Source organism: Novosphingobium sp. (assembly GCF_036733805.1).
Classification (GTDB): domain Bacteria; phylum Pseudomonadota; class Alphaproteobacteria; order Sphingomonadales; family Sphingomonadaceae; genus Novosphingobium.
The window spans coordinates 18,111-37,206 of record NZ_DAIMZT010000030.1; the positions used below are offsets into that span (position 1 = coordinate 18,111).

The following is a 19,096-nucleotide window of genomic DNA, read 5'->3' on the forward strand; positions in this document are numbered from 1 at the left end:
AGAAGTCCTTCGATGTCGTTCTTGAGCCCCTGCCATTCAGGGGAGGGGTGGAAGTACGCGGCCCGGCGGAACGTTTCGGCGATCACCCTACGCTCCCCTCAAGCGAAATCCCCAGCAGCTTTTGCGCCTCAACCGCAAATTCCATGGGCAACTGCTGCAGCACCTCTTTCGCGAAGCCGTTGACGATCAGCGCCACCGCCTGCTCCTGATCCAACCCCCTCTGCATCGCATAAAAAAGCTGGTCGTCGCTGATCTTGCTGGTCGTTGCCTCATGCTCGATCTGGGCAGTGGGGTTCTTCACCTCGATGTAAGGTACGGTATGCGCGCCGCATTCCTTGCCGAGCAGGAGCGAATCGCACTGAGTGAAATTGCGCACGCCGTCCGCGCCGGGCGCCACGCGCACCAGGCCGCGATATGTGTTGCTGCTCCTGCCTGCGCTGATCCCTTTGGAGATGATCGTCGAGCGGCTGCCGCGCCCGTTATGGATCATCTTGGTGCCGGTATCGGCCTGCTGGTAGTTGTTTGTGACGGCGACCGAGTAGAACTCGCCCACCGAATCCTCTCCGTTCAGCACACAGCTTGGATATTTCCAGGTGATGGCGGAGCCGGTCTCAACCTGTGTCCACGAAATCTTGCTGCGGGCGCCCTGGCACAGCCCGCGCTTGGTGACGAAATTGTAGATCCCGCCCTTCCCTTGCGCATCGCCGGGATACCAGTTCTGCACGGTGGAATATTTGATCTCCGCATCTTCCAGCGCGACCAGCTCAACGACGGCGGCGTGAAGCTGGTTCTCGTCCCGCTGCGGCGCGGTGCAGCCTTCCAGATAGGAAACGTAAGCGCCCTTGTCGGCCACAATCAGCGTGCGTTCGAACTGGCCGGTATTCTCGGCATTGATGCGGAAATAGGTGGACAGCTCCATGGGGCAGCGCACGCCCTCGGGCACGTAGACGAAAGTGCCGTCCGAAAAAACCGCGCAGTTCAATGCCGCGAAGTAATTATCGTGCTGCGGCACCACTTTGCCCAGCCATTTTCTGACCAGCTCGGGATATTCGCGAATCGCCTCCGAAATGGACCGGAAGATCACGCCGGCCTGCTCCAGCTCCTTGCGGAAGGTGGTAGCGACGCTGACCGAATCGAACACGGCGTCGACCGCCACCTTGCGCGCGCCTTCAACCCCGGCGAGCACTTTCTGCTCTTCCAGCGGAATCCCCAGCTTCTCGTAAACGCGCAGGATCTCTGGATCGACTTCGTCGAGCGATTTCGGCCCATCCTTCTGCTTGGGCGCCGCCCAGTAATACGCGTTCTGGTAATCGATCGGCGGCACGGAGAGCTTGGCCCAGTCCGGCGGCGTCATCTCCAACCATCGGCGATAGGCTTTGAGCCGCCATTCGAGCATCCATTCCGGTTCCTCCTTCTTGGCGGAGATGAAGCGGACGGTATCTTCGGACAGGCCCTTGGGTCCGAACTCCTGCTCGATATCGGCAACCCAACCATGTTCGTACTCGGCCACCCGTGCGGCAGCGGCGCGTGCCGCTGCATCGCGCACCGGCTCACCACCCTGCAATTCCGGGGGGGCGGAAGCGGTTTCCTCTGTCATCGAATGTCCTCGGCCAGCTGAGTCAGCGGGACGCCCGCCAGGGCGCCGCGCAATGCGGCATTCACTACGGGCCAATGGGCGCGCACGTGGCAGCACCCTTCCAGCGTGCAATCATTCTTCGTCTCATCAAGGCAGGCGGTAAGCACGATCGGGCCCTCCACGGCCTCCACGATATCGGCCAGCGTGATGGCGGCGGGCGGGCGTCCCAGCTTCAGGCCCCCGCCGACGCCACGCGAAGAGCGCATGAGACCCGCGGCGGTCAGTTTGCTCACCAGCTTCTGAACTGTGGGGGCGGGCAGCCCGGTCTCCTCCGCGAGTTGCCCCGCGGACACGCGCGTGCCACCGCAATGCCGCGCCGCGGCGGACATGATGACGACGGCATAATCGGCCATACTGGACAGGCGCATAGAGATGCTTTCCGGACCCGCGAGTTAAATCGGATTGATTCCTTCCGATTTCACCTAGTGCAGCATTGCGCCGGTTTCAATGGGTGTTTGCGCGCCGCTTTCAGGAACCGCTGCCGTCATAGAACGTTCACAAGACATGAAAAAAGGCGGCTTCCAGCCGAAACCGGAAACCGCCCTCAAGTTGAAAAGAACTCGAGCGCACGCGCTACGAGCCCTTCGGGTCGCGGCCCTCGTGTAGGGGGCCGCCCAGGCGATTAATTGTATATTTGCGACACAGCGGGGTCTGCACGGGTCGATCCGGCCACTTTTATGCGCATTCGCAGCGCGAATTTGCTGCAATGAAGCATTTGTGCACCACTGCGGCCGCGTCTATGCGCGACGGCGTGCTGTATTCCTTGATCCGCCCCGTCCTGTTCCGATTCGACGCTGAAAAGGCGCATGGCCTGGCTCTGACCGCCCTGAAACTGGCCGCGCCTGGGCGACCGCTCGCCTTTCCAGGCTGTTTGGCCACGCAGGTTGCCGGAATAGCCTTTCCCAACCCTGTCGGCATGGCCGCCGGCTTCGACAAGGACGGCGAGATACCCGACGCTCTGCTGGGTCTCGGCTTCGGTTTCGCGGAAGTGGGTTCCATCACGCCGCTGCCCCAGGCAGGCAATCCCAAGCCGCGACTGTTCCGACTGACCGAGGACCGCGCCGTCATCAATCGCATGGGCTTCAATAACGGTGGGGCGCAGGCTGCCGTTCATCGGATGGAGGCCCGCGCAGGGCGCCCCGGCGTGGTAGGCATCAACATCGGCGCCAACAAGGATTCGTCAGACCGCATGGCGGACTATGCGATCATGACGCGGCTCATGGCACCCTTGGCCAGCTATCTGGCGGTCAACATTTCCAGCCCCAACACCCCCGGCCTGCGCGCCTTGCAGGACGAAGGCGCGCTTACCGTGCTCCTCGACGCGGTCATTGAGGCGCGCAATGCGGCCTGCCTCGAAGGCCGACGACCGCCCGTATTTCTCAAGGTGGCGCCCGACCTGCAACCGGCGGACATCGACGCCATTGCGCGGATCGCGATCGAGAAGGGACTGGGCGCCCTGATTGTTTCCAACACCACGATCTCTCGCCCGCCGCTTTCCTCACCCCACGCCGGGGAAACAGGCGGCCTTTCCGGCGCGCCGCTGCGAGACTTGGCGCAGCAACGCCTGCGAGACTTCCGCAAGGCCACCGGAGGCGCGATGCCGCTGATCGGCGTAGGCGGCATCGCCGGCCCCGAGGACGCATGGGCGCGCATCCGCGCGGGAGCCAGCCTGATCCAGGTTTACAGCGCAATGGTCTACGAAGGCCCCGGAATTGCCCGCGCGATCTGCCGTGGACTGGTCAAACTGATGCGACGTGACGGCTTCGCCACGATCGTGGAGGCCGTAGGTACGCTATAACTCCGCCTCTTCCGCCGACAGCGACGATGTTTCGCGCCGCGTCGGGATCGCTTCAGGAATTTCTGCGTTTTTCCGTAATTTCTGGACCGTAAGATGATTCCCCGGCCCGCGAAATCACTCTAGACGTTCGCCAGGACAAGGGAGACGGCGGAAGCCATGGATTTAGCCGATTTCGACAAGAGCGCGAACCTAGTCTCCTTATTCCTGCAACGCGCCGGCGAGCGGGGCGATGCGCCTATGCTCTGGACCAAGAGCGGGGGGCGCTGGAAAGCACTGAGCTGGATCGAAGCGGTGCGCCGCGTCTGCCTGCTTGCCGGATCGCTGCGTCGTCTTGGCCTTCAGCCCGGCGACCGGGTGCTCATCGTTTCGGAAAACCGCCCCGAATGGTGCATCGCCGATTTGGCTATCATGGCTGCCAGCTGCGTGACCGTGCCTACGTACACCACTAATACCGCTCGCGATCACATGCACATCCTGGAAAATTCCGGCGCGCGCGCCGCAATAGTCTCCAGTGCGAAACTCGCCAAGATGCTGCTGCCGGCCATCGTCCAGACCGACCTGTGCAGAGACGTCATCTGCATGGAGTCGCTATCACTGCTTCAGGGCGGCACTTTCAACGTTCACGCCTGGGACGCCATGTTCGAAGGCGACGCCGCGGCCGCGCGCGCCGAAGTGGAAGCGCGCCTTCCCGCAATAGGGCGCGGCGATCTGGCCTGCATCGTCTACACCAGCGGCACCGGCGGCGCTCCGAGGGGTGTGCGGCAGCATCACGGCATGCTGCTGAGGAACGTTGCCGGCGCGGCGGAGATCATTGCCGAGGATTTCGGCTGGAACCCAGGGGAAACCTTCCTTTCGTTCCTCCCCCTCAGCCACGCTTATGAGCACACCGGCGGTCAGTTCCTGCCCATCGGCCTGGGCGCCCAGATCTACTATGCCGAAGGGCTGGACAAGCTGGCGTCAAATATCGAGGAAGTGCGCCCCACGATCATGATCGTCGTGCCGCGCCTTTTCGAGGTTCTGCGTACAAGAATCATAAAGCAGGTCGAAAAACAGGGCGTGGTCGCCCGGCGTCTGATGGAATGGGCCACCGCCAGCGCAGCGCGCAAGGACCAGGGCCGCCGTCACCTTACGGACTATCCGCTCGACCTCTTGCTCGATCGCACCTTGCGTCCGAAAGTGCAGAAACGGTTCGGCGGTCGGATCAAGGCGCTGGTGTCCGGTGGTGCGCCGCTTAACCCAGAGATCGGCACTTTCTTCGAGGCGATGGGCCTCACGCTGCTCCAGGGCTATGGTCAGACCGAGGCCGGACCGGTCATATCCGTCAACCGGCCTAAGGCGGGGGTGAAGATGGACACGGTCGGGCCGCCCTTGCGCGGAGTTCAGGTACGCATCGCCAACGACGGCGAGATCCTGGTCAGCGGCGAGTTGGTGATGCACGGGTATTGGCAGAATGAAGCGGCGTCGGCCAACGTCTTGAAGACCGATCCCGAGACCGGAACCTGGCTGCACACCGGCGACGTCGGCCATTTTGACGGAAAGGGACGCATCCGGATCACCGATCGCAAGAAGGACATGATCGTCAATGACAAGGGCGACAACATCTCCCCGCAAAAGGTTGAATCGATGCTGACCTTGCGACCGGAAATTGCCCAGGCCATGATCTCAGGCGATCGGCGCCCTTATGTCGTCAGCCTGATCGTGCCGGATGCCGACTGGGCGCTGCAATGGGCGCGCGACAACGGAGAAACCTTCGATTTCAAGGCCCTGCAATCACTCCCCGCCTTCCGCACCGCGATCCGCGACGCGATAGACCGCGTCAACGCCGATCTGTCCCTAACCGAGAAAGTGCGTAGGTTCACTTTTGCCGAAGAGCCCTTCTCGATCGAGAACGAAGAAATGACGCCCAGTTTGAAAATTCGGCGACACAAGCTGAAGGCTCGCTATGGCGATCGGCTGGAAGCATTGTATCGGACTTGATGCTCTACTTTCTTCCAAAGATTTCGCAATTACTTCTGATTCAACTAAATAGCTCCACCCGTTAATCGCTGGCAGATCAGATCGAGCTGATCGAGCGTAGTATAACGGATCGTGACGGAGCCCGATTTAGGATCGACATCGGCCTGAATCTTCACCGGCAGTCCGAGAAATTCTTCCAAATGACTCTGAACCGCCGCGATGTCTGCATCTTCGACCGTATTGCGCGCGGGTCGAGCGCGGCGCGGCATGCTGTCTCCGCGCTGTTTCTTGCGGACCAGCTTTTCGACATCGCGCACGGACATCTGCCGGGCCACGGCAGCCTCAGCGATTTCCTCAGCGTCATCGCAGCCGATCAAGGCGCGGGCATGGCCCATGGAAAGCTCGCCTTTCTCCACCCGCTCGATCACGCCTTCGGGCAAGGCGAGCAGGCGTTGAAGGTTGGCCACATGGCTCCGGCTCTTGTCGACCATGCGAGCGATCTCGGCCTGTGTCATGCTCTCCAGTTCAGCCAGCCGATTGTAAGCCCGCGCCTCTTCAATCGGATTCAGATCCTCGCGCTGCAGGTTCTCTATCAGGGCGAGCGCCATGACGTCACGCTCTGACAGATCGCGCACCAGCGCCGGGATTTCGTGCAATCGCGCCTTCTGCGCCGCGCGCCAGCGGCGCTCCCCGGCCACAAGCTGATAGCGACCGTTATCCATTGGCCGCACGATAATGGGCTGAATCACCCCGCGCTGCGCGATCGACGCCGCAAGTTCCTCAAGAGCAGCTTCGTCAAAGCTGCGTCGCGGCTGATCTGGGTGCGGCGTAATGTCCGCGACCGCCACGATAGCGAGCCCCCCTGCTCGCTTGAAAGGCGCTTCACCTTCCACAGCCGACGCAACCGGTTCCTCACGACGCGATTCGCCCAGCAAAGCCCCAAGTCCGCGCCCCAGCCCTTTCGGCTTCTGCTTCGCCTGGGGGACACTGATGCGGACGACGGATTCCTCGCTCATGCCGCTTTCCTCTTCTCGGGCAGTCGGGTTATCAATTCACGCGCAAGCGCCATGTATGCACGGCTGCCGGCGCAAGCGTGATCGTAAATCAGCGCCGGCACACCATGGCTCGGCGCTTCGGACAAGCGGACATTGCGGGGGATGGTCGTTTCGAAGACGAGCTGCCCCAGGCAGGACCGGACGTCCTCCGAAACCTGGTCAGTCAGGCGGTTGCGACGATCGAACATGGTAAGTGCGATGCCGATGATCCCCAGATCGGGATTGAAACGCTGCTGGACGCGTTCGACCGTCTGCAAAAGCTGGCTTAGCCCTTCAAGAGCGAAGAACTCGCATTGCAGCGGCACCAACAAAGTGTCCGCCGCCGTCAAGGCATTGAGCGTGAGCAGACCGAGCGACGGCGGGCAGTCGATCAGGCAGACATCATACCCAAGATCGCCTCTCAACGCCTGTTGCAACCGGTGCGCCCGATCATCTTCATTGACCAGTTCCACCTCAGCGCCTGACAAGTCTACGGTCGCCGCCAAGAGATCAAGGCCGGGTATCTTGGTCGGCATGACGCATTCCGCAACCGGCGCGCTATCGACCAGCACGTCGTAAGACGATGCCTCGCGCTCCGACGCGGCGACTCCGATGCCGGTGGAGGCATTGCCTTGCGGATCGAGGTCGATCAGCAGCGTCTTCCAGCCCGTCGCCGCCAGCGCGGTCGAGACGTTGATCGCCGTAGTCGTCTTTCCGACGCCGCCTTTTTGATTGGCGATGGCAATGCGGATCACCTGGTCTTTCCCTTCCTGCCGGCGAGTGTGCCGACAATGATGCCTGCCTGCGGGTCCGTCACAGACTGTTCCACGTGGAACACGTGCCGCCATGTGCGAAGGTCATCCAATTCTTGCTGTGCGGAGCGCCCTTTGGGCAACAGCCAGATGGTGTCACTTGTGGAAAATCCGGCGGAAAGTGCCAGCAATCGCTCCAAAGGAGCAAATGCGCGCGCCGATATAACGCTGACTGGGCGCGCTTCGATCATTTCGAGCCTTTGGCCGATGATCTGCGCACGTGATAATCCCAAGGCGATTCGCGCCCGATCGAGCCATTCGATTCGCCGCGCGCGCGATTCGACCATCAGCACTTCGATATCCGGTTTGAGCGCCGCGATCACCAGACCGGGAAAACCCGCGCCCGTGCCTAGATCGAGCCATAAGCCGGATGTTCCACGTGGAACATGGCAAAGGAGCTGGGCGCTATCCACGATATGTCGAAGCCAGACCTGGTCCAAGCTCGCGGCCGAGACAAGATTCTGTCGCTGGTTTTCCTCCGCCAGCAGGGAAGCCAGCAGTTCGAGCCGGCTCATAGCCTTCGCGTCGCACTCCGGCAGCGCGCGAAGCCAGACTCGCGCCTCCTCTTCACTAGCGATCACGCCGCATCTCGCCGGGCGCGGACCAGAAGCGCAGCCAACGCCGCCGGCGTGATGCCGGGAATGCGCCCGGCTGCCGCAAGCGTAGCCGGGCGGGCGCGAGTCAAACGCTCGACCATTTCGCTGGAAAGACCCGGTATCTGTTCGTAAGGGAAATGATCGCCAAGCGGCAGCGCCTCGCTCGCGCGCAAATCGCGTAACTCGCGTTCCTGACGTTCGAGATAAGGCGCATAAGCGGCATCCTCGACCATCTCCTCCACCAGCGCAGTATCTTCGAGCAGCTTCGGATCGAGCCAGGCCGACAAGCCGCCAAGATCGACGCCGCCGAAGCGCAGCCATTCGCGAATCGGCAGACGCCCGGCGTCCGCACGCACCGGCAGGCCCACATTTGCAAGATCCACCGCGGAGACTGGAACGTCGAACGCGGAGGCCAGATCATCCCTCGCCGCGCCCCGCCTTTCGAAACATTCGCGCCGTTCCACGCCCGCTGCGCCACATGCGATAGCAAGGGGCGTCAGTCTGGTGCCAGCGTTGTTGGCCCGCAGACGAAGCCGATATTCGGCTCGCGCGGTCAACATGCGATAAGGCTCACTGACCCCATGCAGCGTCAGGTCGTCAATCATCACCGCCATGTAGCTGTTCGCGCGATCGAGCGCCGGCGCCTCACGGTCCAATACGACAGCGGCCGCATTCATCCCGGCGACCAGTCCTTGCGCCGCCGCTTCTTCATAACCGGTCGTCCCGTTGATCTGCCCAGCACAGTAGAGGCCGGCGATCTCCCGCAGTTCCAAACTGGAACGCAACGCACGTGGATCAATGTGATCGTATTCCACGGCATAGCCCGGCACGACCATCTCTACCCGCTCCAGCCCTTCCATCGTACGCAGCATCTCCAGCTGGACTTCGGCTGGCAGTGAAGTGCTGATGCCGTTGGGGTAGACCAGATGCGTATCGAGACCCTCGGGCTCGAGGAAAATCTGATGTCCATCACGATCGGCAAAGCGGTGAATCTTATCTTCGATCGAGGGGCAATAGCGCGGCCCTCGCGCCCCAATCGCTCCAGAAAACAACGGCGAGCGATGCAGATTCCCACGTATGACATCGTGGCTTCGCGAATTGGTGCGCGTGATCGCACAGAACACTCGCGGATTGGTCCGGCACTCACTCATAGCGGACATCGTCCACGCTTCCGCGTCGGACGGCTGCTCATCAAGGCGGGCCCAGTCGATCGTGCGCCCGTCCAGCCGCGGCGGAGTGCCGGTCTTGAGCCGTGCCAGCGGTAGTTTCGCCTCGCGCATCTGCGCCGCCAGTCTTTGCGCGGACGCCTCGTCAATGCGGCCTCCGATGATTCGCTCTTCGCCTCGAAACAGGGTGCCGCCCAGAAACGTGCCGGTGCAAAGCACCACGGCGCGCGCCTGCAATCGAGTTCCATCGGCTAGATCAAGGCCGACAACTTTGCCTCCCTCAAGCGCCAGCGCCGCGGCTTCCCCGGCGATTAAAGACAGATCCCCCTGCCCTTGCAGCAGGCGATGAATCGCCGCCTTGAATAAGCGACGATCGGCCTGAACACGGGGTCCCTGAACAGCGCTACCCTTGGAGCGGTTGAGCATGCGATAATGAATCGCGGCGGCATCCGCGGCCCGCGCGATCAAACCGTCGAACGCATCCACCTCTCGCACGAGGTGCCCCTTGCCCAGACCGCCGATTGCCGGATTGCAGCTCATCGCCCCAATTGCATCGAGATCGAAGCTGACCAGGGCCACGCGCGCGCCCATTCGCGCGGCAACGGCAGCCGCCTCGCAGCCGGCATGGCCACCGCCGATTACGATCACGTCGAAGGAATGCATGGCGCGCCTTTACCCGAGAGCGGGATTCGCGTCAAAGCCGGAACGGACGTTTCACGTGAAACACCGGAGCACTTTTGTGGGCGCTACGTCTTGGGCAAGCTACTTTCCGATGCAGAACCGACCGAACAAGGCGTCGAGCATGTCCTCTGTGGTCGCCCGTCCCGTCAAGGTATCAAAGGCGACGCGCGCCACTCGCAGAGCTTCGGCAACCAGGAGCGGGTCGTTCTCGCGCGTCGCGGCTCGCAAGGCCGTTTCGGCCTGAGCGAGCAAAGCGTGCTGCCGCTGATTCAGCGCTGCGTCGCCGGGCTTGGGCATGGCACAGGAGGCAGTCATAACGAGATCACGGCGCAAGCCATTAAGCCCCACGCCGGTAACGGCCGACACTCGGTGCCGCGCCCGCACCTTCTGAGGCCCCTCCACCCGATCGCACTGCGCCGCGATCTCCCATGCATCCGCCGGCCCCTCTCCTTCCGAGCCGAGCCATAACACGAGGTCGGCTCGCCCGAGTGCAGCGCGCGCGCGGGCCACCCCGATCAATTCGATCTCGTCCTCCGATTCGTCTCTCAACCCGGCCGTGTCTGCAAAAACGAAGGGCGCGCCCGCGATCGCCACGGAGCGAGTCAGCACATCGCGCGTCGTTCCCGGAACCGGCGCGGTAATCGCCGCCTCATCCTCTACCAGCGCGTTGAACAAGGTGCTTTTGCCCGCGTTGGGCGGGCCGGCCAGCACGACGCGAAAACCCTCTCGCAGAGCTTCGGCACGCGGGCGGGACAGCCAATCCGCCAATTCATCCGCCAAGGCCAGCAGCCGGCCGACGAAGTCGCCGGGCAGTTCGGACACGTCATCCTCATCACCGAAATCCAACACGGCCTCAACCGCTGCCGTTGCCGTCAGCACGCGCTCTCGCCAATGCGCAACTTGCTGAGACAAGGCGCCGCCGGCCATGGCCATCGCGGCTCGGCGCTGCAGCTCGGTCTCGGCGGAAAGAAGGTCCGCCAGCCCTTCCGCTTCCGCCAGGTCGATACGCCCATTAGCGAAAGCTCGACGTGTGAACTCACCCGGAGCTGCGCGGCGCAGTCCCGGCAACTCCGCCAGCGCCGCCTCCACCGCCGCGACGACCGCCCTGCCCCCATGCAAGTGCAATTCCGCAAGGTCTTCACCGGTGGCGGTGCCGGGCCCAGGAAACCAGAGCACCAGCGCCTGATCCAGCACTGTTCCACGTGGAACACGCAAGGTGCGGTAGCTCGCCCGCCAGGGTTTGGGAAGGTCGCCGGCCAAAGCGGCAAGCGCTGCGCCGGCTTCCGCTCCGCTCATGCGAACAACGGCGATAGCGGCAGGCGGCGATCCGCTTGAAAGTGCGAAGATAGTATCGGCCACGTCTATTAGCGGCTCCCGGTGACGAAGAGGACCCGCTCTTCCTAATCGCCGTCCTTCTTTGACTTTGCAGAGGCCGCACCGGCTCCGGTCATCGCCATGGCCACGCCGCTTTCCAGGAACTTCTGGAACAATTTCAGTCCCATCTCACCCATCGGCGCGATTTGCCTGGTCAATTCCTGCAGTTGGTCAAAGCTTCCGGCGCCCTGCATTGCATTGGTAAGCGCATCTACATAGACCTCGTTAGCCTTGGTCACGTCCGGCAGGCCCAGGAAGCGCCGGGCTTCTTCTGGGGAGCATTCGACCTCGACATTGACCTTCATTTTGGGCTCCCGCTGGATTTCTTTGACATTGCTGACACATGCGCTTCACAAAGTCCATTGCAACTGGCTAACACTCAAAGCGCCCAATTCAGGAGAAACTCATGGCCTCCAACACCGAAATTCCCACGCTTGACGGCGACGGCATGATTCCCGCCTATGTGGCTCGCCCTGAAGGAACACCCCGCGGCGCGATCATCGTGCAGCAGGAGATATTCGGGGTAGACGCCGGTATTCGCAAGAAGGCGGATGGCTGGGCTGCCAAAGGCTATCTCGCTGTCGCGCCCGACAGCTTCTGGCGGCAGCGCCCCGGCGTGGAGCTTGATGCAGATAACCCAGAGGAGTTCCAACAGGCGCTGGACTACATGGGCAAGCACGATCTCGATCTGGGCATTCGCGACATCGAGGCGGTGATTCATTGGATCCGCCGCGAAGAGCACGTGCCCAAGGTCGGTCTCGTGGGTTACTGCATGGGGGGCCTCGTCGCTTACATGGTCGCCGCGCGTACAGATATCGATGCTTCGGTTGGCTATTACGGCGTGTCGATCGAGAAGATGCTGAACGAAAAGCATGCCATTGCCCGGCCACTGATGCTGCATATTCCCGCCGCCGATGGTTTCGTACCGCCCGACGCGCAAAAGGCGATGCATGAAGCTCTGGATGAGCATCCGCGCGTGACGCTTCACGATTACGCGGGTCTCGACCACGGGTTCGCGGCCGAGGTCGGCTCGCGCCGGGATGAAGCGGGCGCAATCCTGGCAGACAGCCGGACCGAGGCGTTCTTCGCCGAGCACCTAGGCTAGAACGTCAAAGCACGCCGCGCGTTAATTATCGGCGGTCTTGAAGACCGCGACCCATTGATGCGCCTTGCAATCCGGCCATGAGCCTGGCCGTTATCCGGCAAGCACGAAAATCGCCTGCCGGATAACGCGCTGACAAATTCGACCTCTATTTCCCACAAGAGACCCCCCTGCCATGACGACTGGATATCGTATGATCGCGAGGGCCCACGGCGGCCCCGAAGTGATAGAGCGCGAAGCATTCGAAGTACCGCCCCCCGGCCCCGGCCAAGTGCTGATCGAAACAGAGGCGGTGGGCCTCAACTTCATTGACACTTATTATCGCAAGGGCCTTTACCCCACGGCCCTGCCGGTGGCGCTGGGGGCGGAAAGCGTCGGGCGGATCATCGCGCTTGGCGAAGGCGTCTCCGGCTTTGCGCTAGGCGAGCGGGTGGGCGCCACGCCGCACAGCGGCTCTTATGCCTCTCACCGCCTGATCCCGGCGGAAAAGGCCATCCGCGTCCCGGAAGAAGTCGCACCTGATATTGCCGCTGCCGTCATGCTCAAGGGGCTGACGGCGTGCTATCTGGCTGAAGACACCTTCCCGGCACAGGCCGGCCAGGTCGCGCTTGTCCATTCCGCCGCGGGCGGCGTCGGTTCGCTGCTGGTTCCCTGGCTGCTTGACAAGGGAGTGACCGTGATCGCTCATTCCGGTTCGGCGGAAAAGGCGGCACAGGTTCACACGGAGCATTCTCTTTTCTGTAATTTCAATGAGTTATCTGAAAAAGTCCGCGCCATTACCAAGGGCGCCATGTGCCACGTCGTTTACGACGGCGTAGGCGCCGCATCATGGAGCGCCTCACTCGCCTGCCTGCGCCCGCGCGGGCTGATGGCCAGCTATGGCAACGCGTCCGGCGCGGTGCCGCCCATCTCTTTGCTCGATCTGATGCGCGGCGGCTCGCTTTACGTCACACGTCCGACCGTGAGCGATTATATGGCAACGCCCGAAGCACTGGCGGCAAGCGCAAAGAAGCTGTTCGATCGCATTGGCCGCGGGGTGCTCAAGCCCAGAATTGGGCAGACTTTCAAGCTGGAGGACGCAGCCCAGGCTCATCGGGCGCTGGAAAGCCGCGCGACAACGGGATCCACTGTTCTGATTCCCTGAGATTCCGGAAGCCGTTCGCCGTCAAAAGCGCGAACGGCTTTTTCGCGGTTCCCGGCTTGTCAGGCCGCTTCCTTCTCAATGAACTCGGGATAGAAGCTCGGCTCGCGCTCCGACCAGCCCGGCGCGGTCGCGGCGGCTTCGCTGATCGAATGGAGCAAGGTCTTGCGCCGATCGGGGCGAATCTGCGGCAATGCCGCGGCGCCGCAGAACGCACCCGGCAACCACGGGCGAACCCAGGCCCCGAGTAAACGCTCGTACAGGAAGCGGAAGGCCGAGAAGCTGCTCAGCTTCTCCTGGGCCAGGTCAAAGGCAGCCATGCGCACCAGCTTGCCCATAAACACGTCCAGATCGTCAAAGCCCACCTCGTCAGGCCGCATGGCGCGCAGCCCCCGCAGATCCTGATAAGCGGCATATTGCCTGCGGATCGAAGCGGCTTCACCTGAATCGCGCGCCCAGAGCTTGAAAGCGTCCTGTCGGCCCAGGCCGACATCCAACCCGCGTCGGATATAGCGCTGCTCGCAAGATGTGAAACTGGCGAACTCCCGCAGTTCGCTGATCGTCAGAGTTGCCGAACCCGCATATGTCATGGCCGTGACCCCCCGTCCCATGATCGCTGTGACTCGCGAAGGACCCCCTTCACGCGTCACAGTTAATCCCCATCCGGTTGCCAAGGTATTAACTATCAAGAAGTTCGACTACTGCTTTCCCGGTAAGCAATTGGAAAGGAGCGGGTTAACCGTCATCGCACGTATGTTATGCCTGGAAGGGACATCCGGAACAGGTCCGCTTGGCCGCTTCAGATCAATCCGGCCAGAGGGCTTGACGGATCGGCATAACGCCGTGTTGCCATGCGGCCGGCGAGATAAGCGTCGCGCCCGCCTTGGACCGCCAGCTTCATCGCGCGGGCCATGCGCACCGGGTCCTTCGCCTCGGCGATGGCAGTATTCATGAGCACGCCGTCGCAACCCAGTTCCATGGCCACGGCCGCATCGGACGCGGTGCCGACACCGGCGTCGACCAGCACGGGCACGCCTGCCCCCTCCACGATCAGGCGGATCGTGACGCGGTTCTGGATGCCCAGGCCCGAACCGATCGGCGCGCCCAGCGGCATGATCGCCACGGCGCCCGCTTCTTCCAGCTGCTTGGCCGCGATCGGATCATCGACGCAATAGACCATCGGTGCGAAGCCTTCTTTCGCCAAGACCTCAGTCGCTGTCAGCGTCTCACGCATATCCGGATAAAGCGTGCGCGCCTCGCCCAGCACTTCCAGTTTCACCAGGTCCCAGCCGCCCGCCTCGCGCGCCAGGCGCAGCGTGCGGATCGCGTCCTCCGCCGTAAAGCAGCCGGCGGTATTGGGCAGGTACGTGATCTTCTTCGGATCGATGTAATCCGTGAGCATCGGCGCCTTGGGATCGGAGACGTTGACCCGCCGCACAGCCACCGTGACGATCTCCGCGCCTGACGCCTCCACCGCGGCGGCATTCTGCGCGAAGTCCTTATACTTGCCGGTCCCAACGATGAGCCGCGAAGTGAAAGTGCGGCCGGCGACCGTCCAGGTATCGGCAGACCGAGTCTCGGCGTTCAATTCAGGCAAGGTCCGCGTCCTTTCGGGAACGAATGAAGTAAAAATGCGCCACGGCCATGCTCAGCCCCCACCGACGAAATGGACGATCTCCAGCACGTCACCGTCCGAAAGCATGACATCGTTCAGCGTCGAACGCGGCGCGATTTCAGCATTGCGTTCAACCGCGACCTTCCGGGGATCGAGACCAAGACCGGCCACGAGATCAGCAATGGTCGCGCCCGCGGCAATCCGGCGCGGTTCGCCATTGATGGTGAGCAGGAGTTCGGCAGCCATGTCTTGCGCAGATAGCGCTCAACAAGCAGCGCGCAAGTTCCGAATGTGTGCGAAAGCGACGAGGGAAACGCCCATGACCGTCAGCACCGCCTCCGGCAACCCGTGGCCGGCAGCGAGCGCGGCAGCCATCAGAGACAGGCCAAGCCCGCCGATGACCAATGGCCCCACGCGACCGTGGCGCCGCATCCCGAAGCTTAGCGAGACAAGACCCACGGTGAGCGCCAAAGCCAGGCCGACCCGGTGAATCGCGGGAGAAAGCAACGCCTCTCCACCCAACCCCAGAACGCCCACCAGCAACACGCCCAGCAGGCAATGAATCACGCACAGGCCGCTGAGAATGATTCCCGCCCGGTCCAGCCGATCCCGAATCGCGATGATGGCGCTACGCATGGCATGCCAATATGTTATGTTGTATCATCAATCAAGTGTCGCCAATCCAGTGTCGCCTGCGCACCAAAACCTCTTGTCGATGTGGTACTTGCGTAATCGACTGTGAAATCGCAGAAGTCCGCCATGAAAGGTGCACAATTGAAAATTGCAGACGGCCGCCCGCTCATCGGCACCTCCGACGATATCGTCCCGATGGTGCGCTGGTTGCTTTTCGTCGCCGCGCTGGTCGTGCTGATCGTCGTGGTGGGCGGCATCACCCGGCTGACCGAATCCGGCTTGTCGATCACGCAGTGGAAGCCGATCACCGGCGCAGTCCCGCCGCTTACCGAAGCGCAGTGGCAGGCCGAGTTCGCGGGTTACAAGAAGATCCCACAATACCTTGACGTCAATGGCCCCGCGGGGATGACGCTGGCACAATACAAGTTCATCTACTTCTGGGAATGGGTTCATCGTCTGCTCGCGCGGGCGATCGGCCTGGCTTTCGCCCTTCCCCTTGCCTGGTTCTGGTTCAGGCGCACCATTCCCCTTGGTTACAAGCCACGGCTGCTGGCTCTGCTGGCGCTGGGCGGACTGCAAGGGGTGGTGGGCTGGTGGATGGTATCGTCCGGCCTCACTCCCGAAGCGGCGGACCGCGTCAGCCATTTCCGCCTCGCGGCGCATCTGCTGGTCGCGCTCGCCACCCTGGGCGGGCTCGTCTGGACCGCGTTGGATCTGCGGGCGCTGGCAAGAGGGGAACCGCGGGCGCGCCTAACGGGCTTCGGCGCATTCACGCTGGCGATGCTGGCGATTCAGCTGTTCATGGGGGCCACGGTCGCCGGCCTGCGCGCGGGCTACGTCGCGGGCGCAGGCTGGTTCCACGCGGACGCCTGGCCGCTCATGCAGGGCCGGTTCTTTCCTGAAGGCGTCGATTGGACGAGCGGGTTCTTCCATGCCTTGTTCAATGATCCCTACCTGACGCACTTCATTCACCGCTGGTGGGCCTGGGGCGTAGTCGCGGTGCTCGTCATGCTGGCCCGCCAGCTTCGCGGCCGCCACCGGATGGTCTCGATCGCCGTGCATAGCGCTTTCGGAACGCAGGTGCTGCTGGGCATCTTCACGGTATGGTCCGGCGTGGCGCTGTGGCTGGCGGTCGCGCACCAGCTTTGCGGCGCTCTCCTCGTCGCGGCGACTGTATGGGGCGTTCATGCCATCGGCCGTCGCGACGCGCTGGGCTTCCAGGGCGGCCCTCGCCGGTGAATGAGCCGCAGAACGGGCCGGTGAGCGGAGCGCTCATCTGGTGCCCCTTTCCCGATGAGGAGGCGGCCTTGTCGGCGATCCATATGCTGCTGGACGAAAAGCTGATCGCTTGCGGCAACGTCTTGCCCGGCATGACCAGCGTGTTCGTGTGGAACGGCGCCAGAGACACTGCCCGGGAGGTGGGTATGCTGCTTAAAACGAACGCCGATCTGCTGGACCGCGCGATTGCGCGCCTTGTCGAACTTCATCCTTATGACGAGCCGGCGGTGTTGGGTTGGCGCTGCGATGCCGGCGCGCCGGGAACGCTGGCGTGGCTGGCGGGAATTATATAGAGGTATTATTTTACCTCTACGGAAAGCCGCAGTCCGCTTGACTTCGCACCTTATTTCGACGATTTGGCCACCTTCCCGTGCACCGGCGGATTTGCTTCGGGCATTTCGGTGATGCGCGCACGAAACATTAGGGCCCCAAATACAAGGGATGGACCAGCCATGAAGGCGCTTACGAAGGTCACCCGGTCGATCAAGCCGGCCGAGGTGGAAAAGAAATGGCATCTGATCGATGCCGAAGATCTGGTGGTCGGCCGCCTCGCCGTGGTCGTCGCCGACCTGCTGCGCGGCAAGCACAAGCCCAGCTTCACCCCGCATGTCGATTGCGGCGATCATGTCGTCGTCATCAATGCCGAGAAGGTGCGCTTCACTGGCAACAAGCTGAAACAGCAGACCTATTACAAGCACACGGGCTATGCCGGCGGCATCAAGGAAGTGACGGCGGACAAGGTCCTGGCCGGCCGCTTCCCCGAGCGCGTGCTTGAAAAGGCGGTTGAGCGCATGATTCCGCGTGGTCCGCTGGGCCGTAACCAGATGCGTGCGCTTCACGTCTATGGCGGAGCCGAGCATCCTCACGGCGGCACGCAGCCTCAGCCGCTCGACATCGCTTCCATGAACCGCAAGAACAAGGTGGGCGCGTAATGTCCGACACCGATACCGTTTCGAGCCTGTCCGATCTCAAGGACCTCGCCGTCAGCGCTCCCGCCGCTGTTGCTGAAACCCCGCTGGCGCCGGCGGCTCCCACTGCGCCGCTGCGCGATCAAGAGCTGGACGCACAGGGCCGCGCTTATGCCACCGGTCGCCGCAAGGATGCCGTGGCTCGCGTCTGGCTGAAGCCCGGCACCGGCAAGGTTGTGGTCAACGGTCGTGACCAGGAAGTCTACTTCGCGCGTCCGACCCTGCGCCTCGTCATCAACCAGCCCTTCCAGGTAGCCGGTCGTGACAGCCAGTACGACGTGGTTGCCACTGTCAAGGGTGGCGGTCTTTCCGGCCAGGCCGGCGCAGTGAAGCACGGCATCGCCCAGGCCCTGTCGAAGTACGAGCCGGCCTTGCGCAGCGCCGTCAAGGCCGCCGGCTTCCTCACCCGCGACAGCCGCGTGGTGGAACGCAAGAAATACGGCCGCGCCAAGGCTCGCCGCAGCTTCCAGTTCTCGAAGCGCTAAACACTTCGCAGAGCTTCGGCTTTCGAAAGGGTCGCGGGAAACCGCGGCCCTTTTTCATTTTCATTATCGCCGACAATTGTTGAAATCTGCCATTGTCGGGCCGCTGTCGGGTAATTGGCGGGTAGTGGCGGGCTACTGACGTTTTGCGAATCCCGACCGGCCGATACCGGCATGGCGAACGATGGAGGTACACACGGTGATTGTTCAGCAGATGCGTTTGAAGAAGGGTTGGAGCCAGCAGCAACTGGCCGACCTTTCAGGACTCAATGTCCGCACCATTCAGCGCATCGAACGCGGGCAATCGGCCAGCCTCGAATCGTTCAAGGCATTGGGCGCTGCGTTCGATGTCGATTTTTCCGAATTACAGGAGGAAGCCGTGCGTGATATCGCCAGAACACCAGAACAAGCCGAAATCGCCCTCGCATTCAGCCAAGTTCGCGCCATCAAGAAATTCTGGATCGGCGTGACGGTTTACCTGATCGTCGTTGGCGGGCTGGCGACCATCAATCTGATGACTCACCCCAAGGTATTGTGGTTCCTTTATACCGCCGGCATCTGGGGCGCCGTCCTGCTGCTGCGCGGATTGGTGGTCTATAACGTCATTCCCTGGTTGGGCCCTCAGTGGGAAAAGCGGGCCGTGGAAAGGCGCTTGGGTCGAGAACTTTGAAAGCCGCATCGCGTCGGAGGAAAAGGGCTGCGGGACACCGCAGTTCTTTCATTCACGAAGCTTCAACGCTTCTGCATGTAAGCCGATATTGCTTTCTCACATTGACATAACGAACCATTTGGGTTATATGCCGCAGCACTCGGGATAACCGGGT

The 19,096-nt window shown here is 62.4% G+C and carries 20 protein-coding genes and 1 pseudogene; 9 read left to right on the forward strand and 12 right to left on the reverse strand.

Annotated elements, in window-relative coordinates:
- Positions 1 to 82: 82 nt before the first annotated feature.
- Positions 83 to 1,597: a Fe-S cluster assembly protein SufB gene (gene sufB / locus V7D69_RS08945; RefSeq protein WP_324064066.1), complete on the reverse strand. Its 1,515-nt coding sequence runs from the start codon at positions 1,595 to 1,597 to the stop codon at positions 83 to 85.
- Entirely contained in the window at positions 1,594 to 2,004 is a 411-nt protein-coding gene (locus V7D69_RS08950; RefSeq protein WP_324064067.1) for an SUF system Fe-S cluster assembly regulator, read from the reverse strand. Before V7D69_RS08950 ends, sufB begins: the two co-directional genes overlap by 4 nt.
- Before the next feature lie 371 nt (positions 2,005 to 2,375).
- Between V7D69_RS08950 and V7D69_RS08955 the strand changes: the two genes are divergently transcribed.
- Entirely contained in the window at positions 2,376 to 3,434 is a 1,059-nt protein-coding gene (locus V7D69_RS08955; RefSeq protein ID WP_333605614.1) for a quinone-dependent dihydroorotate dehydrogenase, read from the forward strand.
- 156 nt (positions 3,435 to 3,590) lie between these two features.
- Positions 3,591 to 5,411 carry an AMP-dependent synthetase/ligase gene (locus tag V7D69_RS08960; protein ID WP_333605606.1) on the forward strand — a complete coding sequence of 607 codons (1,821 nt, stop codon included), beginning with the start codon at positions 3,591 to 3,593 and terminating at the stop codon, positions 5,409 to 5,411.
- Between the two features lie 44 nt (positions 5,412 to 5,455).
- Here the strand turns inward: V7D69_RS08960 and V7D69_RS08965 are convergent, their stop codons facing one another.
- The 6 genes from V7D69_RS08965 to V7D69_RS08990 all read right to left on the reverse strand — a co-directional run bounded on the left by V7D69_RS08965 (position 5,456) and on the right by V7D69_RS08990 (position 11,358).
- Complete coding sequence (locus V7D69_RS08965) at positions 5,456 to 6,406, reverse strand: ParB/RepB/Spo0J family partition protein (RefSeq protein ID WP_333605607.1); 951 nt, start codon at positions 6,404 to 6,406, stop codon at positions 5,456 to 5,458.
- Positions 6,403 to 7,179, reverse strand: a complete 777-nt coding sequence (locus V7D69_RS08970; protein WP_324060804.1) for a ParA family protein — start codon at positions 7,177 to 7,179, stop codon at positions 6,403 to 6,405. Before V7D69_RS08970 ends, V7D69_RS08965 begins: the two co-directional genes overlap by 4 nt.
- Positions 7,176 to 7,817: a 16S rRNA (guanine(527)-N(7))-methyltransferase RsmG gene (gene rsmG / locus V7D69_RS08975; protein ID WP_324060803.1), complete on the reverse strand. Its 642-nt coding sequence runs from the start codon at positions 7,815 to 7,817 to the stop codon at positions 7,176 to 7,178. The genes V7D69_RS08970 and rsmG overlap by 4 nt, the downstream gene beginning before the upstream one ends.
- Positions 7,814 to 9,661, reverse strand: coding sequence for a tRNA uridine-5-carboxymethylaminomethyl(34) synthesis enzyme MnmG (mnmG, locus tag V7D69_RS08980; RefSeq protein WP_324060802.1), 1,848 nt, complete (start codon positions 9,659 to 9,661; stop codon positions 7,814 to 7,816). The genes rsmG and mnmG overlap by 4 nt, the downstream gene beginning before the upstream one ends.
- A 99-nt stretch (positions 9,662 to 9,760) precedes the next feature.
- The gene (mnmE, locus tag V7D69_RS08985; protein WP_333605608.1) at positions 9,761 to 11,038 is read right to left on the reverse strand and encodes a tRNA uridine-5-carboxymethylaminomethyl(34) synthesis GTPase MnmE; all 1,278 of its coding nucleotides are present in this window, start codon (positions 11,036 to 11,038) and stop codon (positions 9,761 to 9,763) included.
- A gap of 41 nt (positions 11,039 to 11,079) precedes the next feature.
- Entirely contained in the window at positions 11,080 to 11,358 is a 279-nt protein-coding gene (locus V7D69_RS08990; RefSeq protein ID WP_333605609.1) for a DUF6489 family protein, read from the reverse strand.
- A gap of 101 nt (positions 11,359 to 11,459) precedes the next feature.
- Between V7D69_RS08990 and V7D69_RS08995 the strand changes: the two genes are divergently transcribed.
- Together V7D69_RS08995 and V7D69_RS09000 are read left to right on the forward strand one after the other, a co-directional pair.
- Complete coding sequence (locus V7D69_RS08995) at positions 11,460 to 12,158, forward strand: dienelactone hydrolase family protein (protein ID WP_333605610.1); 699 nt, start codon at positions 11,460 to 11,462, stop codon at positions 12,156 to 12,158.
- 172 nt (positions 12,159 to 12,330) lie between these two features.
- Positions 12,331 to 13,299, forward strand: a complete 969-nt coding sequence (locus tag V7D69_RS09000) for a quinone oxidoreductase family protein (RefSeq protein WP_333605611.1) — start codon at positions 12,331 to 12,333, stop codon at positions 13,297 to 13,299.
- Between the two features lie 59 nt (positions 13,300 to 13,358).
- Here the strand turns inward: V7D69_RS09000 and V7D69_RS09005 are convergent, their stop codons facing one another.
- The 4 genes and pseudogenes from V7D69_RS09005 to V7D69_RS09015 all read right to left on the reverse strand — a co-directional run bounded on the left by V7D69_RS09005 (position 13,359) and on the right by V7D69_RS09015 (position 15,547).
- A complete protein-coding gene (locus V7D69_RS09005) occupies positions 13,359 to 13,886 on the reverse strand; it encodes a hypothetical protein (protein WP_324060806.1) in 528 nt (175 codons plus the stop codon).
- Positions 13,887 to 14,095: 209 nt separating this feature from the next.
- On the reverse strand, positions 14,096 to 14,893 hold the full coding sequence (locus tag V7D69_RS09010) for a bifunctional sulfur carrier protein/thiazole synthase protein (protein WP_414690991.1): 798 nt from the start codon (positions 14,891 to 14,893) through the stop codon (positions 14,096 to 14,098).
- 54 nt (positions 14,894 to 14,947) lie between these two features.
- Positions 14,948 to 15,157 (reverse strand): annotated as a pseudogene (gene thiS / locus V7D69_RS16180) (sulfur carrier protein ThiS); the annotation flags it as partial.
- Between the two features lie 18 nt (positions 15,158 to 15,175).
- Positions 15,176 to 15,547, reverse strand: coding sequence for a MerC domain-containing protein (locus tag V7D69_RS09015; protein WP_333605612.1), 372 nt, complete (start codon positions 15,545 to 15,547; stop codon positions 15,176 to 15,178).
- A 123-nt stretch (positions 15,548 to 15,670) separates the two neighbouring features.
- Between V7D69_RS09015 and V7D69_RS09020 the strand changes: the two genes are divergently transcribed.
- The 5 genes from V7D69_RS09020 (at position 15,671) to V7D69_RS09040 (ending at position 18,942) form a co-directional block, all read left to right on the forward strand.
- Positions 15,671 to 16,783, forward strand: coding sequence for a COX15/CtaA family protein (locus tag V7D69_RS09020; protein ID WP_442947049.1), 1,113 nt, complete (start codon positions 15,671 to 15,673; stop codon positions 16,781 to 16,783).
- Positions 16,780 to 17,115, forward strand: coding sequence for a divalent-cation tolerance protein CutA (gene cutA / locus V7D69_RS09025; RefSeq protein ID WP_324062475.1), 336 nt, complete (start codon positions 16,780 to 16,782; stop codon positions 17,113 to 17,115). Before V7D69_RS09020 ends, cutA begins: the two co-directional genes overlap by 4 nt.
- Positions 17,116 to 17,274: 159 nt before the next feature.
- Positions 17,275 to 17,754 carry a 50S ribosomal protein L13 gene (gene rplM, locus V7D69_RS09030; protein WP_324062473.1) on the forward strand — a complete coding sequence of 160 codons (480 nt, stop codon included), beginning with the start codon at positions 17,275 to 17,277 and terminating at the stop codon, positions 17,752 to 17,754.
- A complete protein-coding gene (gene rpsI, locus V7D69_RS09035) occupies positions 17,754 to 18,275 on the forward strand; it encodes a 30S ribosomal protein S9 (protein ID WP_324062472.1) in 522 nt (173 codons plus the stop codon). Before rplM ends, rpsI begins: the two co-directional genes overlap by 1 nt.
- 196 nt (positions 18,276 to 18,471) lie before the next feature.
- Entirely contained in the window at positions 18,472 to 18,942 is a 471-nt protein-coding gene (locus V7D69_RS09040; protein ID WP_324062470.1) for a helix-turn-helix domain-containing protein, read from the forward strand.
- Positions 18,943 to 19,096: the final 154 nt, after the last annotated feature.